We start from the raw sequence: 14,616 nt of genomic DNA on the forward strand, positions 1-14,616 counted from the left end.
TCACGCCGGCCGGGGCGAAGGCGGTGGAGGACGCGAACCAGGCGCTGGCCGCGGCGAAGCAGGCGGCGCAGGACGCGGTCAGCCGGGTGCCGGATGAGGCCGGAGAGAAGGGAGATCTTCAGGCGCGTACTGATGCGCTGAAGGCGGCGGACGTGCCGGCGATCACCGATGCGGACGGCAACGGCGTGGCGGACTTTTTTAAAGCCAATAACGATTTCGCAAATTACATCATTCCTAAATCTGCAGTTAAACCTAAAGAAACATTTGTCTCTGGTTCGATCAAAGACAACCAATCCAATACCAATAATGGTCTGAGTCTGTTCTTCAGATTTGGTAACAAACCAGAAATTAATGTGACAGTAGATAAAAATACCACAGGGAAAGTGATTGCCACCTTTACTGGCATTAACATCAAGCTCGGAACCCCCTATCTGGAGGTCTACAGGTTAGAGGGTAACGGAAAAGAAACGTCCGTTAAAACTATCAATGGAGAGGCCGAATCATGGATTGGCTCTATTATAGGGGGCATTACTGATATCATTCCAAAATATGCCACCTTAGACTTGAAAGATTTGACGCCAGGGAATTATAAAGTAAAAGCGTGGGGGAACTCAGGGATCGCCGCCGGTATCGATTCGACTGAAATCACTCTCGACAAGGTCAGAGTTGAAACGTATGACGTACCTGAGGCTATAAATAAAAACGCATTACCTTTGTTAAAAGGCGATGTGATTAAAAACGATGCTAACGATGGCGTGAAAAATATTAAGGTTTCGGCTGTTGAGGGTAAAGAGATCGCACACTCCAGGGGTTCAGATTCGGTGACAATAAAAGGAAAGTATGGAGAGCTTAAGGCTTTTGCTAACGGAAATTACGAGTATAAAGCAAATAATCTGAGCGTTAATGATATCAAAAAAGAAAATGTCGATAAGTTTACCTATAAGGTCTCTTCTCCGGATCTGCCCGGTTTAGAATCTTCTGCGGTGCTTGAAATTAAAATTCAGAAATTTGATGTTACGGCAGTTGATAGTCGTGTCAAACGCGCTGTCAGCGACGATAACCCTACTCAAAGTGCAGAGGCTGAAAGTCACAATAACAGTAAAGCAACTGAGGTAAATAAACCGACTTTATTTGGTAAATTGCTCACCACCAGTAATGGCCATATAAATCTTGACAGCTTATCAGGAAAAGATAAAACGTCGGACCTGAAAGTCGTTACTGCAGATAGCCGCGAAATGTACTCAGGCGGCGCCTGGCATTCTGACGTCAAACTCAACCATGATGAGCATACTTTAATCGATATCTGATAGCAGTTGAAACCACGGTGAACCCCATCTGCCTTTGCAAAAACAGATGGGGTGTAAAGAAGTAATTAAAAAAACATCCTCTCAATGTATAGATGCGAAGGGGATAGAGGTTTTATATATTCTTTTTTTGAATGTTTAATATCCAGGGCTTTGAAAGAAATTATTTAAGTGGAAGGTGTGGCCTGCCAGCGCGATAAAACTTTTAAAGAGAGTCACTAGCAACATGATGATGAACAGGTAAAGAATGGGCGCACCAAATAATGATAATCAGGCATCGCATTCAAATCGTGATTTTCTTAATCTCTATCGGGAAGCAATACTGTCTATAGCAAATTATCACCGTCTGGATTACTCACCTGAGAATGTTAAGCTGGCAGCCGAATGGTATCAGTGTCTCGATAAAGAAGTAAATCTCCAGAGTATTATTATGATCATGGCCAGAAAAACCGGCATGGTAGCAAAGTTTATCCCCCGCAATCAGGTCAGATTTAATACATGGAGTTTGCCTGTCGTTATTGAATTGAAAAATGGTCGGGTAGGCGTTGTGACAAGTTGCTCAGAGGCTGGGGGAACGATACAGTTCAGCGGCCAATATGGCACATCTGCTGTGATAAGTCTTGCTGAAATAGAGCTGAATCTCAAGCATGCTTTTATTTTGCAGCCACTGGTGAATGCCCCTGACCCACGGGTCGATACTTACATTAAACCAGCGGAACGCCATTGGATTTGGCGTCTTCTGATGCGGGATAGTGCCCCCTATAAGTACATCATCCTCGCCTCTTTTTTAATCAATGTCCTGGGACTTGCCGGCATTACCTATTCGATGCAGACATACGACCGTATCATTCCGGCACAGTCATATCCGACTATGGCGGTTCTTCTGACCGGCGTTTTGCTTGCGTTTATTATGGATTATGTCCTCAAAATGTTGCGCTACAGCATTATCGATATTTTGGGTAAACAAGCAGATTTGAGGATTTCAGACAGGGTGTTTGGTCATTCTGTGCGTATCAAAAACTCACACCGTCCTGGCTCTACGGGAACCTTTATCACGCAGCTCAGGGATCTTGAACAGATCCGGGAAATGATGACCTCATCGACTATTTCAGCGATAGCCGATTTGCCATATTTTATATTCTTCCTCTGGGTTCTTTACATGATGGGAGGTGTGGTTGTATTCGTTCCGCTGGTTGCATTTTTTATTATGGTGCTGCCGGGAATATTGCTACAAAAGAAACTTTTCCTTCTTTCGAATGAGTCAATGCGAGAGGCATCACTGCGCAGCGGTATGCTTGTCGAGGCTATACAGGGGCTGGATGATATTAAATCCATGCAGGCAGAACACCGATTTCAGGCGCAGTGGAACCACTATACAAAAACGAGTGCAGAAAGCAGTCTTCGGCTCAAGCATCTCACACATCAGTTAGCAAGCTGGGCGTACCTTATCCAGAATGGTACGTTTATTGGCGTGATTTGCGCCGGAACTCCGCTGGTTATCGCCGGTGAGCTCTCTACAGGAGCCTTAGTTGCCTGTTCAATCCTGAGCTCTCGTATGATGGGTCCTGTATCTCAAATAGCGAGCCTGATTACCCGGTGGCAGCAGACAAAAGTTGCCGTGAAGGGTATTGATGTGCTTATGGCACTGCCAGTAGATCAACCCGAAAAACAAAAAAAAATCCATAAAAATTGCATAGAAGGACTCTTTTCACTGAATAATATAGATCTCTATTACCGGGCTGAAAGTCGGGTAAGCGCACTACATATCGATAAGCTGAATATCTATCCCGGGGAAAAAATTGCTGTACTTGGGCGAAACGGCGCCGGGAAAAGTGCATTGCTGAATGCATTATACGGCAATATGATCTATTCAACAGGCTCTTTGAAAATAGATGGTACGGAAATTTCACTTATAGATCCGGCGGATGTCAGAAGAGATGTTGCTTATTTATCGCAGAATGCCAGGCTATTTTACGGGAGCCTTCGTGAAAATATTGTCATGGGAAACCCCAGTGCCAGTGAACACGATATTATTCGTGTGTTGAAAATGACGGGTTCGGCTGATTTTATTAACAGGCTGCCTGAAGGGCTTAACTATATTATTCAGGAAGGGGGCAATGGCCTGTCAGGCGGGCAAAAGCAATCCATTCTTCTCTGCCGTATGATGCTCAGGGAACCCACCGTTTTACTGCTTGATGAGCCAACCGCTAATCTTGATGAGATAACAGAAGCAGAACTGATTGATCAGCTCATGGCATTTACTGCCTCCAGAACGCTTATCATCAGTACGCACCGAATGAAAGTGCTCGAACTGGTCGATCGAATTATTGTTATTGATAGTGGAAGCGTTGTTCTTGATAAACCTAAAGCTCTGGCATTGCGTATTTTATCAGGAGCAGATAATGACTGTTAATCGATCTCGCAGATGTCGGAAAAACAGCACTATAGAAAACAACGATCAAGAAATCGCTGCCTGTTCTGGCTGTAAATTTTTTCATTCCGTTCTGCATTTCTTCAAAAAAAAACGTCTTCGCAAGCGTAAGCGACAGAATTTATTTAATGTCGAAAGTGATACGGGAGATACTGGCTTTCTCGGCCTAAAGGATGATGTTCGGTATACTCGCTCAACGCGAGTTGTGATGGTGATAAGTATTTTTTCTTTTGCTTTTTTTATCTGGTCTTATGTCGGGGAAATAGCAGAAGTGACCAGAGGAACCGGGATAGTTATACCCAGTCAGAAGGAGCAGGTAATACAGTCGCTTGATGGTGGGATTCTGGAAAGAATCAATGTCAGGGAAGGGGACGTAGTACAGGCTGGGCAGGTTGTCGCTGAACTGGATACGATTCGCACTATGTCGAGTATTAAAGAAAGCCAGGCAAGGTATCGTGCAGCACTTGCTACTTCAGTCAGGCTTAAAGCCGAAATTAATAACCAAAGCGTTGACGAATTAAAGTTTCCAGACGAGTTGCAAAATTATCCTGACCTGATAAGCAGAGAGAGAACCTTTTTCATTAATAAACGGCAAAAACTTTCAGAGCTGACACAAAATTTTCGGCAGTCAGGGAAGCTGATTAATCGGGAACTTGCCATTAATCAGGAGCTGGTCAGCAAGGGAGCAAGCAGCGAGGTGGATGTTCTTCGCCTGCAGCGTCAGTTGGTTGAACTGCATACTAAAGAGGAAGAGGCTGTACGGGAGTATTACATTACCGCCAGTCAGGAGCTTGCCAGAGCAGATGCTGAGGTACAAACTCTGGCTCCGGTCATTATCGGGAAAAGAGATTTAGTTAATAAATCTAAAATAAGATCGTCGGTAAAGGGCATGATAAAAAGCATCAATATTTCTACGCTAGGGGGTTCTATCCCTCCTAATGGTATATTAATGAATATTGTCCCTATTAATGACCGGCTTCTGATTGAGGCGAAAATTTCCCCCAGAGATATCGGCTTTATTCGCGTGCGGCCAGAAAAAGAAGATAAAGCTAAATTACTCCCAACCCAAAAAGCCAGAGTGAAAATTACCGCGTACGATTATTCGATTTACGGCGGTCTCGAAGGAGAGGTGGTGTTTATTTCACCCGATTCCACAAAAGATGAGCACAAGCCAGGGCAGTACTATTACAAGGTTTTTATTCAAACCTACAAAGATTATATGGAGACGAAATCAGGACGGAAAATGTATATCTCTCCCGGGATGATGGCCACCGTAGAGATTACCACCGGTAAAAGAACGGTATTACAGTATCTTATTAAGCCGTTTAATAAGCTCAACGAAGCTATGAGGGAGAGATGATCTGTGATTAAAAGGATTTTCTGGCAGGTTTTAATAATGTTTTTGGCTTCCACCAACAAAGGCGCAGCTGCCGTGGTTACCCCTGACAGCATTACGGATGATAGTGTTCAGCACCGGCAGAAAGCGCCAACCCGTACGGTGAAACATTATGATGTGGACATGGCGATGAAGATTTCGCTTTCAGCACACCCATCTATTGGGGCCGGTCAGGCATTAGTAGCCAGCGCCGAAGCTGCAGGGCGTGTTGCCAGGGCTGGATACTTTCCAGAATTAAACCTGAGTACAGCTAAAACACTTGATGAAAAGGATAACGGTAATCAGTTTATAGTGACACTGGAGCAGCCGCTGTATACCTTTGGTAAGATATCCGGTCGTGTCGATGTAGCCGAATTAAATGAGATCAACGCCAGACTGGATTTAGATAAAGAGGCTACAGACCTGGCTTACAATGTAGCGAAGGCCTATATCTCTGTGCAGCAGTACCGGATGTTGATGGGTATTGCCGAGAAACAGCTACAGGGCTTTGAGGCGATAAGGACCCTGGCCCGTGACAAAGTATCGGCTGGAGCGTCGGCTGAATCAGATTTAAGCCAGACCGAAGCGCGGACTGCCTCTGCGACCGCATCCTTATTTACCTATAAAGCTGAATTTAAAAAATGGAGTGAAGAGTTGTCAGGGCTGACGGCTCATCGCGTGTCGGAGGCAGATGTTTTACCCGGCATAACCCACTTTTTTCGTGACAGCTGTAAAACAATGTTCTCCGATGAGTCTGCCAATGTAAAAAAAGCGAAAGTGGAAATGCTCATTAAGGAGAAGGAACTCGAACTGGCTAAGAACAATATGTATCCTACCGTCTCATTGAGAGCAACTTATGAAAAGGGGGCGGGGCATCAGCGGAATCGTTATAGAGATGACAAATCAGTTTCGGTGAACCTGTCAATGCCTGTTAGCGTCGGGAATTTTTACGAAATTGAAAAAAGCCAGTATGAATTTCAGCGCAACAGATATCACTTTGATGATGTATCTTTAAGAGAGAAGACGAGCCTCAATGCAGCCAGAGAGCAGTTGCCGGGTTATCAGGGCCTGATGGTGGCGGCGAGGAAAAGAGCAGCCGCAGCGACCAGAACCCGTGATATTTATCGGGAACAATATACCCGCCTTGGCAGCAGAACGTTACTGGATTTCCTGAATGCTGAAAGTGATATACACCAGGCCGGTATTGAAGTTGTTATTAGCCTTTCACGAATACAATTACTGAATCTTGATTGTCAGTATTATAGCGCCCGGCTTATAGCCGGTCATACGGAAATGAAAGAGGCGATCAATTAAATATATTTTTTTTCAGCAAGAATGATTGCTGTTTATTTAATCTCAACAAGATCGAACTCAGATTTACTGACACGTTAAATGTGCGTAATTTTTTGGATGAATATCCAGATACTCATTAGTACATCTGCATGATGCTGAGCTGGGCAAGCAGATGTTGTGATTGAATTTTGTTCTGCCTTTCCGTCAATACCCGCAGCCTGTCCGATAGGGCTGCTCATCCTGAGATCCAGACAGGCCGGTTACATTAAAATGCTGATAATTTCTGGTTAATTACTGATGGAAAAATTAACAAAGCCTAAGAAAGAAGAGTGATTCTACTGTGATATCAGCGGTTTTGTTTAGTTAATTAACTTATTTTTCATGTATTTAATCGCTATTTTTGACAAGGGGATTGATCTGCCGCTTTCTATGGCAAATACTGTATATAAATACAGTTTAAAGGGACTCAACATCATGCTGCTCATTCGACCTGTGGAGAGCGTCCTACCCGTTCTTCTGCCACTTTTCACTGAACGAGTAGCCTGCGGCTTCCCCAGTCCCGCCCAGGACTATGTCGAAGATAGGTTGAACCTCAATACGCTGTTGATAGCCCATCCGGGTGCAACCTACTTTGTCAAAGTGAGTGGCGATTCTATGGTGGGGGCCGGAATTGGCGACGGCGATCTGCTGGTCGTCGACCGGTCGCTGTCGGCTTGCCATGGGAACATCGTTATCGCCGCCGTCGACGGTGAATTTACGGTCAAGGAGTTACGGAAGCATCCCTATCTGCAACTGGTACCACACAACAGTAACTATTCGCCCATTACTTTTCAGGATGCGGAAGAGCTACAAATATTTGGTGTGGTGACATTTTCAATTAAGTCGCATAAATGAAGATGTTCGCGCTAGCTGATGTCAACAGCTTTTATACCTCATGCGAAACCGTGTTCCGACCAGATTTAATCGGAAAGCCGGTGGTGGTGGTATCCAATAACGACGGCTGTGTCATCTCCCGATCGGCAGAGGCAAAAGCACTCGGTATTACCATGGGCGAACCCTTCTTTAAATTGAAAAATAAATCCTTCTCGTCACCAGTACATATTTTCAGTTCAAACTATGCGCTCTATGCCGATTTGAGTGAGCGTGTTATGCAGACCCTGACGGATATGGCGCCTGCAATTGAAATCTACTCGATTGATGAAGCATTTATCGATCTTTCCGGTGCCGCTCGTTACCTCTCCTTGACGGCGCTGGGCCATCAGATGCGCAGCCAGGTGCTGAAAAATACCGGCCTGACGGTCGGCATTGGCATTGCGCAAACCAAAACGCTGGCAAAATTAGCCAATTATGCCGCCAAGAAGTGGCCAGCCACTGGCGGCGTGCTGGATCTGTCCGACGCGGCTCGCCAGCGAAAGCTAATGGCTCGGGTACCGGTGGACGAGGTATGGGGAGTCGGAAGACGTATCAGCAAGCAGCTGAACAGTATGGGGATCCACTCCGCGCTGGAACTGGCCAACAGCTCACCCTGGGTGATTAAGAAACATTTCAACGTGGTTCTTGAAAGGACATTACGCGAGTTGCGCGGCGAGTCGTGCCTTGAGCTTGAAGAGTTTGCCCCGGTCAAGCAACAGATTATGTGCAGCCGATCTTTTGGTCATCGCATCACCGGCTATGCAGATATGCGCCAGGCGATCTGTACCTATGCTGAACGGGCGGCAGAAAAATTGCGCCGTGAGCATCAGTTTTGCGCTTTTGTCAGCGTTTTTGTGCGCACCAGCCCGCATGCGGATAATGAAATTTATTATGGGAATCAGGCCTCGATGAAACTGATGACGCCATCTAATGACACCCGTGACATTGTCCGTGCCGCAACTGAATCACTGGATCGAATCTGGGTTGACGGCTATCGCTACATGAAAGCTGGCGTGATGCTGGCTGATTTCTTCAGCCGCGGTACCGCACAGCTGAACCTGTTTGACGATATTGTACCGCAGGCAAACAGCGCCACCCTGATGGCAGCGATTGATAGCATCAACGCATCAGGTAAAGGTAAGGTCTGGTTTGCTGGTCAGGGGATTCAGAAAAGCTGGGCGATGAAGCGAGAGATGCTCTCACCAGCCTACACCACGCGCTATGCTGACCTGCCCGTGGTCAGATAAAGTCCGCTAACCGGTAACAGTGCATCATTCGATAGCAGCACGTTTTTGCTGGCCACCGCTACCAGCCTGAGCACTTTTTTAGCCAGCATCTGGCTGGCATTACGGTCCCGATGAGCAGTATGGCTTTTATCCGCCAGACGTGACGACTCTGCCGACGACTGCGCTATTTCCCGACGCCAGCGCAATAGCGTTAAGGCTCATCTTTCGCTTTGGTCAGCAGCCCTCTGCATGCGAGGCTCGATCAGCATCAGCATCAGCATCAGCATCAGCATCAGCATCAGCATCAGCATCAGCATCAGCCTCTATTCACCTTTCCTCACCGTCAGCCCGACCAATAGCTTTTTTTATCACGCAGCGAAATTATTGCAGCGCTATCCTTTACCTGGCCCGACCAGTTGTTAGCTGATCGGGTGTATTGATAAAATATTTAGGTAAATGTGATGAACTTTAGACAATTTGAAGCCAGAATTAATCTTTGGCCTGCAATACATTTCACGGCGATAGTCAAAACCCGTCGCGATGATGAATATGAAATTTATGCGGTCGATGAGAACAATAATATAAAATCTCAGCTGTTTATCTGTTTTGCAGATAATGAGAACCATGCCAGCCTGCTGAATAAACAATTTATGCTGTGGCTGACCAAAATAAATAGTGAGCGGCGCAGGCAGCAAAAGGCCGATCGTCAGGCTGAGGCCACACTTTTCCCGGATAAATAACCGGCAGATTTTTTCGCTGCCTGAGAAAATAGTGCCGGACTGAAAGTGATAAATTGAGTAGCGATGTTAACCATTGAGGTGATTAATTGATGGATCATCCGTCCGCGCGGCCGGTGAAAATAATCAGCGCGGTATACTTATTATCAGTGCCTGAGATACAATCCCCCGTTGATTTTACGGGAGTGCATTTTCCCCTGGCCGGTAATGATGATCACGATAGCCACAGAGCACAAAAACAAAGAGCGGGGCCGTCCCAGAGAGTTCAATATTGAACAGGCTCTGGATCAGGCCATGATTGTTTTTCGGCAAAAGGGGTATCACGCAGCATCGCTGAACGATCTGGGTGCGGCGATGAACCTCTCGGCAGGCAGTATTTATAAGGCGTTTAAAGATAAGCGCTCCCTGTTTCTGCAGGTATTTGAACGTTATCTGCTGTTGCGTAACGCCGAGCTACGGCGTCGGCTGCAGCCGCTTGACAGCGGGCGGGCGAAGATCGCTGAACTGTTGCAGTTCTATCTGGACTCAGCGCGCGCAGTAGAGGGACGTCGCGGCTGTCTGGTGGTTACCAGCGCGATTGAATTACAGACGCTGGATGGCGCACTGGCGCAACGCATCGGTCAGGTGGTGTCGCGCAATCAGGGCTTACTGGTCTCGCTGCTGGAGCAGGGGCAACAGGATGGCTCCATCTCCGCCACGCTGGATGTTGAGGCCGCCGCCGGGCTGATTATCTGCCTCGCCTACGGGTTGCGGGTCGCGGGCAAAGTCAGGGATGTGGCCAATGAACAGCAGACTCTCGCCCTGGCACTGAAAGTATTGGGTTGAAATTTCCCCAATTAGGAGGTGATCGCTTCCTAAAGTGGCCGTTAAACGGGCGTCAGTAATGCACGGCAAAAAAAAGCAAAAAGAGCAAAAAAGAAAAAGCGAGGGGACTCACCCGCTTAATCACTGGCGTGACCATTGCCGCCAGCCAGACGTCAGGGAGTAAGCAGTGACAGACGACGACCTAACCATCAATGATGAGATCCGTGCTCTGATAGGAAAAGTGGTCTCACGCCTTATCAGGCCAGATGAGCCGCTGAGTGTGCATGAAATTATCAACGCGCTGCACAGCCTGCGTGTTCGCTCTCCCGACCGGAATACACGCTTATCCTGCAGGAAAGCGATTCGTATTCTGGCGCGTAAACTTCACTAGCCCGGCCGTTTCCGGCCAGAGAAATCGCGTTCCGGTCTTTCCGATTACCCCGTAGTGTGCCAGGCTTCCTGCTCCATTATCCTGCGTAAAATATTAAGGCCTGTTTTGTGAAAACCTCTATCTTACTGACGCTTGTGGCAGCCATTGGTTGTTCCGTTTTTGCTGCCCGTGGCGGATTCGAAACCGATGCGGCGAAACATCCGTTGCACCAGAGCGTCACCGAAAACGGCGAACCAGTCGCTGAGTAGCAGGCCAGCCACGATGACCCTGACCGCCGTGCCCGGTGCAGCACCTGATGCTGCGGCACAGGGTGCCCTGAGCACAGCGAATCAGCGGCCGGAGAGGCACTTTTCTGGCTGTAGGACGGCATAAAGATGTCAGAGGGCGATAAGGTGGGGCGAGGCGGGCACCGGATGAGGTGCCCTCGGCTGAACGGCAGCCAGAGAAAAGGTTAACGGGTGTTTTTAAGTTCTACCGGTTCCTGTCCGGTCACCACCAGCCAGTTCAGCTCGGCGCGATCGCGGGTAGAGGCATTGATAAAACTTTTCAGCCAGTTGCGCGCATCAGCAATCTGCGCCACGCGATCGTCGTTACTCTCATTTTCAGCCATCTCACCCAACTGTCGGATCAGCGATACCAGCGTAATATCCTGTTGTTGAAAGGCCAGGTTAATGGCTGCTTCACCAAGAATCATATGTCCGGTTGATTTATCGTGAAATACCATGGGTAACCTCCTGAGTGAAAACGTAAATAACACAATAATTATTCTAGTAAAAAACAGCCTGAACGAAAGGTTACTAACCCAGGGCAGAGACTATTAAAACCATCAGGAAATAAAATGAACTTTTTTTAATCGCTTTAAATGGCTGATATTGTTCTGAAAGAAACGTCGCTGCTTTTTTTATAGCACCGGGGGAATGAATGAGAGTGGTAAAAAATTGCGGATGTGCCTGAAATTCAGATAAGCGAAGGGGCAACCAGCGGACGTTATTTCAGCTGAATGCCCGGGTGAGAAAGGGTGAGACAGCCGCGCAGACGAGGCATATCCTCAGCGGCGGGGTTATTTCGGCAGCCAACAGGCAAAAATAAAGCCGCACAGCGGCGGCTTTATAACGGGATGGCCAATAATTATTTATTTGGCACTTCAGATACGGCTTTGACGTCAGCTTTATTAATCTGTTGCTTCACGCCATTGGCATCTTTATACGCCAGCAGACCGGCATCTGATTCAGACGGTTTGCCGTCACTAATAATGGTACGGCCGTCATTGGTGTGAATAGCGTAACTGGTACGGGTGCAACCGGTTAATACGGTCATACCGATCAATGCAGCAAGAGGTAAAATCAGCGCTTTTTTCATCGTATTCACCTTTATTAGTTGTCGAGTTCACTCATGTTACTAATTTCATTGCGATTGATTTGCTCAGTTTTGCCTGTCTGAGCATCGCGATAGGACACCAGACCGGTATCATCATCAATTTGTGGCTTACCATCGGTGACAATAGTGCGGCCATCAGTAGTCTTAATCGATTGGTTAGACGCGCAACCTGCCAGCGTACCTAAACAAAGTGCCAGCAACGCGACCGCTGACAGAGATTTCATTTTCATTTTTTCTTCTCCTTGAAGTGAATCCAGACGTATACAGCATAGACGCCTTTATCATTTTTGCTGGCCCTGCCGCGCTTCGTTGCGCGATTTTTAATCAGAAACCGGCGTAACAGGGAATAATCGCGCTGCTGCCGCCGGGATATAGCATTTATTGCCAACGAAACGTGCCGCGCAGAATATTTCTTCACTCGGTTAAATCTTACGCAAATAATCCGCAGGCCAGAGGTTTGACCAGTGGAATAATAGTGCTGCCGTTGCCCACGTTGTGCCGCCAGCGTCAGCTATGCTTGATGAGGGAGGTGATTATGTGTGGACGATTTGCGCAGTACAGCAGCCGGAATGACTATTTCGATGCGCTGGCGATTCCGGAAGATGAGATTATTTACGATCCGCAGCCGATCGGACGCTACAACGTTGCGCCCGGCACCCGGGTGCTGGTACTGAATCAGCGTGACGACCAGCTGCAGCTGGACCCGGTGCTGTGGGGGTACGGTCCCGACTGGTGGCATAAGGCGCCGCTGATCAATGCGCGCAGCGAAACCGCCGCGCAGGGGCGTATGTTTAAACCCTTGTGGGCGCACGGTCGGGCCGTGGTGCCGGCAGATGGCTGGTATGAGTGGCAAAAGCACGGCAGGCAAAAGCAGCCGTGGTTTATTTATCATCGCCAGAAGCAGCCGCTGTTCTTTGCCGCCATCGGTAAAGCGCCTTATGACCGTGAGCATGGCAAAGAGGGGTTTGTGATTGTCACCGCCGCCAGCGACAAAGGAATGGTGGATATTCACGATCGGCGGCCGCTGGTGCTGGCTGCCAGTGCCGTGGCGGAGTGGTTAAGCCCGCAGACCACGCCAGAGCGGGCGGTTGAGATTGCGCAGCAGGCGGCGCTGCCGGAACAGGAATTTGCCTGGCATCCGGTAAGCCAGGCGGTGGGCAATATTCATCATCAGGATGCCAGTCTGATTGCGGAAATTGATGACCCGGTAGCCTGATGCGCTACCGGGCCGGAGCGTGAGGATCACGCGTGGCGATGAACCGTACCGATCGGTCAGACGGTTCAGCAGGCAGAGCCATCAGAGCAGCGAGTCTTCCCCGGCTTTGGCGGCCGCTTTCTCGGCTTTCATCGCATTGATCGGATCGGAGGCGCTCAGCCAGCGATCGAATTTCTGGTAGGTGTCGATAAAGGTTTTAAAGTAGCTGCTGGCTATGGTGGCATTCTCTTTGTGGTTCATAAAGGCCACCGCCAGTTTAAACGCATCTTCGTTATCAAATTTCATTTTTGTCTCCCTCGCTTCAGATCTATAGAGCGTAGCCTGATTAAGCCGCGCGTGCATTCAGACAACCGGCTGATAAACCGCAATAAAGCACCTCAATGTCAGCTGTCGGCCAGATTGGCGTGGATTCCCACTTACTTCACGCCAAATCCTTCTTATAATGCCAGCTTCACTCGTGAAGGAGACCCGCTTATGTTGAAAGGATTAACCGTTGCCGCTGCGCTGCTGCTGTCGGGCTGTAGCCTGATGCATAAACAACCGCCGGCCCCCCAGACGCTGCACTACCGCTGTGGGACGCTGCCGCTGACCGTCACGCTTGATGAAGCGCAGCAGCAGGTCAGTTTTATTATGGATGGTCAGCCGCTGACGCTGAAACAGACGGTGTCCGCCTCTGGCGCCCGCTACAGTGACGGCAACTACGTCTTCTGGTCCAAAGGAACCGGCGCGTTTATCGAACGTAACGATAAAATTGTCGTCAATGATTGTGAGCTGCAACCCGCCAGCTGACTGTTTATCTGAATAGGCGAACATTATGAGCGACAGCGAAACGCTACACACCATCGCCCACCTGCGGCGTGAATATACCCGCGGCGGGTTGCGCCGCAAGGATCTGCCGGACAATCCGATCGCGCTGTTTGAACAGTGGCTGAGCCAGGCCTGCGAAGCGAAACTGCCCGATCCCACGGCGATGACCGTGGCGACGGTGGATGAGGAAGGGCAGCCGTGGCAACGCATCGTTCTGCTGAAGCATTTTGATGCGCAGGGCATGGTGTTTTATACCAATCTGGGCAGCCGCAAGGCACTGCAGCTGGCGCACAACCCGCGCATCTCGCTGCATTTTCCGTGGCATTTCCTGGAGCGTCAGGTGCTGGTGCTGGGCGAAGTGGAAAAGCTGTCGCCGCTGGAGGTGCTGAAATACTTCCACAGCCGTCCGCGTGACAGCCAGATTGGCGCCTGGGTCTCGAAGCAGTCGAGCCGCATTTCGGCGCGCGGCATTCTGGAAGGCAAGTTCCTTGAGCTTAAACAGAAGTTCCAGCAGGGCGAGATCCCGCTGCCCAGTTTCTGGGGTGGCTACCGGGTGAAATTTCACACGGTGGAGTTCTGGCAGGGCGGCGAACATCGCCTGCACGATCGTTTCCTCTATCAGCGCGGTCACGACGGCTGGAAAATCGACCGACTGGCACCCTGAATCGGTAACATTCCCGCCTTTCAGCGCTGGCACAGAAGGCGTCAGCGCTTTATGCTATAGCCCTTATTTTTTTCGATTC

16 protein-coding genes are annotated in these 14,616 nt (G+C 48.7%); 12 read left to right on the forward strand and 4 right to left on the reverse strand.

The features are described 5' to 3' along the window. The 9 genes from WFK59_RS04665 to WFK59_RS04705 all read left to right on the forward strand — a co-directional run. On the forward strand, nucleotides 1-1,307 hold a 1,307-nt coding region (locus WFK59_RS04665; RefSeq protein WP_442956295.1), incomplete at its 5' end, for a GA-like domain-containing protein. A gap of 244 nt (nucleotides 1,308-1,551) precedes the next feature. Then, entirely contained in the window at nucleotides 1,552-3,717 is a 2,166-nt protein-coding gene (locus tag WFK59_RS04670; protein WP_336755141.1) for a type I secretion system permease/ATPase, read from the forward strand. After that, a complete protein-coding gene (locus WFK59_RS04675; RefSeq protein WP_336755143.1) occupies nucleotides 3,707-5,095 on the forward strand; it encodes an HlyD family efflux transporter periplasmic adaptor subunit in 1,389 nt (462 codons plus the stop codon). Before WFK59_RS04670 ends, WFK59_RS04675 begins: the two co-directional genes overlap by 11 nt. Nucleotides 5,096-5,098: 3 nt before the next feature. Continuing rightward, the gene (locus WFK59_RS04680; RefSeq protein ID WP_336755144.1) at nucleotides 5,099-6,424 is read left to right on the forward strand and encodes a TolC family protein; all 1,326 of its coding nucleotides are present in this window, start codon (nucleotides 5,099-5,101) and stop codon (nucleotides 6,422-6,424) included. Nucleotides 6,425-6,877: 453 nt separating this feature from the next. Further along, nucleotides 6,878-7,297 (forward strand): translesion error-prone DNA polymerase V autoproteolytic subunit, encoded by a 420-nt coding sequence (umuD, locus tag WFK59_RS04685; RefSeq protein ID WP_336755534.1) that lies wholly within the window; start codon nucleotides 6,878-6,880, stop codon nucleotides 7,295-7,297. A gap of 2 nt (nucleotides 7,298-7,299) precedes the next feature. Then, nucleotides 7,300-8,562: a translesion error-prone DNA polymerase V subunit UmuC gene (umuC, locus tag WFK59_RS04690; RefSeq protein WP_336755146.1), complete on the forward strand. Its 1,263-nt coding sequence runs from the start codon at nucleotides 7,300-7,302 to the stop codon at nucleotides 8,560-8,562. Nucleotides 8,563-9,002: 440 nt separating this feature from the next. After that, nucleotides 9,003-9,281, forward strand: a complete 279-nt coding sequence (locus WFK59_RS04695) for a hypothetical protein (RefSeq protein WP_233984426.1) — start codon at nucleotides 9,003-9,005, stop codon at nucleotides 9,279-9,281. 291 nt (nucleotides 9,282-9,572) lie between these two features. Continuing rightward, nucleotides 9,573-10,103: a TetR/AcrR family transcriptional regulator gene (locus tag WFK59_RS04700; protein ID WP_442956296.1), complete on the forward strand. Its 531-nt coding sequence runs from the start codon at nucleotides 9,573-9,575 to the stop codon at nucleotides 10,101-10,103. Nucleotides 10,104-10,580: 477 nt separating this feature from the next. Continuing rightward, the gene (locus tag WFK59_RS04705) at nucleotides 10,581-10,721 is read left to right on the forward strand and encodes a hypothetical protein (RefSeq protein WP_293000984.1); all 141 of its coding nucleotides are present in this window, start codon (nucleotides 10,581-10,583) and stop codon (nucleotides 10,719-10,721) included. A 203-nt stretch (nucleotides 10,722-10,924) separates the two neighbouring features. Here WFK59_RS04705 and WFK59_RS04710 read toward each other — a convergent pair whose 3' ends face one another. The 3 genes from WFK59_RS04710 to WFK59_RS04720 all read right to left on the reverse strand — a co-directional run bounded on the left by WFK59_RS04710 (nucleotide 10,925) and on the right by WFK59_RS04720 (nucleotide 12,080). After that, nucleotides 10,925-11,197, reverse strand: coding sequence for a hypothetical protein (locus tag WFK59_RS04710; protein WP_233984424.1), 273 nt, complete (start codon nucleotides 11,195-11,197; stop codon nucleotides 10,925-10,927). Between the two features lie 404 nt (nucleotides 11,198-11,601). Then, on the reverse strand, nucleotides 11,602-11,832 hold the full coding sequence (locus WFK59_RS04715) for a YgdI/YgdR family lipoprotein (protein ID WP_031377364.1): 231 nt from the start codon (nucleotides 11,830-11,832) through the stop codon (nucleotides 11,602-11,604). A gap of 14 nt (nucleotides 11,833-11,846) precedes the next feature. Next, a complete protein-coding gene (locus WFK59_RS04720) occupies nucleotides 11,847-12,080 on the reverse strand; it encodes a YgdI/YgdR family lipoprotein (RefSeq protein WP_233984423.1) in 234 nt (77 codons plus the stop codon). Nucleotides 12,081-12,385: 305 nt separating this feature from the next. On the opposite strand from WFK59_RS04720, the gene WFK59_RS04725 reads away from it, so the two are divergent. Continuing rightward, on the forward strand, nucleotides 12,386-13,066 hold the full coding sequence (locus tag WFK59_RS04725; RefSeq protein WP_233984422.1) for an SOS response-associated peptidase family protein: 681 nt from the start codon (nucleotides 12,386-12,388) through the stop codon (nucleotides 13,064-13,066). A gap of 81 nt (nucleotides 13,067-13,147) precedes the next feature. On the opposite strand, the gene WFK59_RS04730 is transcribed toward WFK59_RS04725, so the two are convergent. After that, nucleotides 13,148-13,351, reverse strand: coding sequence for a hypothetical protein (locus WFK59_RS04730; protein WP_031377361.1), 204 nt, complete (start codon nucleotides 13,349-13,351; stop codon nucleotides 13,148-13,150). A gap of 189 nt (nucleotides 13,352-13,540) precedes the next feature. Between WFK59_RS04730 and WFK59_RS04735 the strand changes: the two genes are divergently transcribed. Continuing rightward, nucleotides 13,541-13,855, forward strand: a complete 315-nt coding sequence (locus WFK59_RS04735; RefSeq protein ID WP_336755148.1) for an MliC family protein — start codon at nucleotides 13,541-13,543, stop codon at nucleotides 13,853-13,855. A 25-nt stretch (nucleotides 13,856-13,880) separates the two neighbouring features. Continuing rightward, nucleotides 13,881-14,537, forward strand: coding sequence for a pyridoxamine 5'-phosphate oxidase (gene pdxH / locus WFK59_RS04740; RefSeq protein WP_336755149.1), 657 nt, complete (start codon nucleotides 13,881-13,883; stop codon nucleotides 14,535-14,537). Nucleotides 14,538-14,616 lie beyond the last annotated feature (79 nt).

The organism is Pantoea sp. USHLN298, from assembly GCF_037149395.1.
GTDB classification, from domain to species: domain Bacteria; phylum Pseudomonadota; class Gammaproteobacteria; order Enterobacterales; family Enterobacteriaceae; genus Pantoea; species Pantoea astica.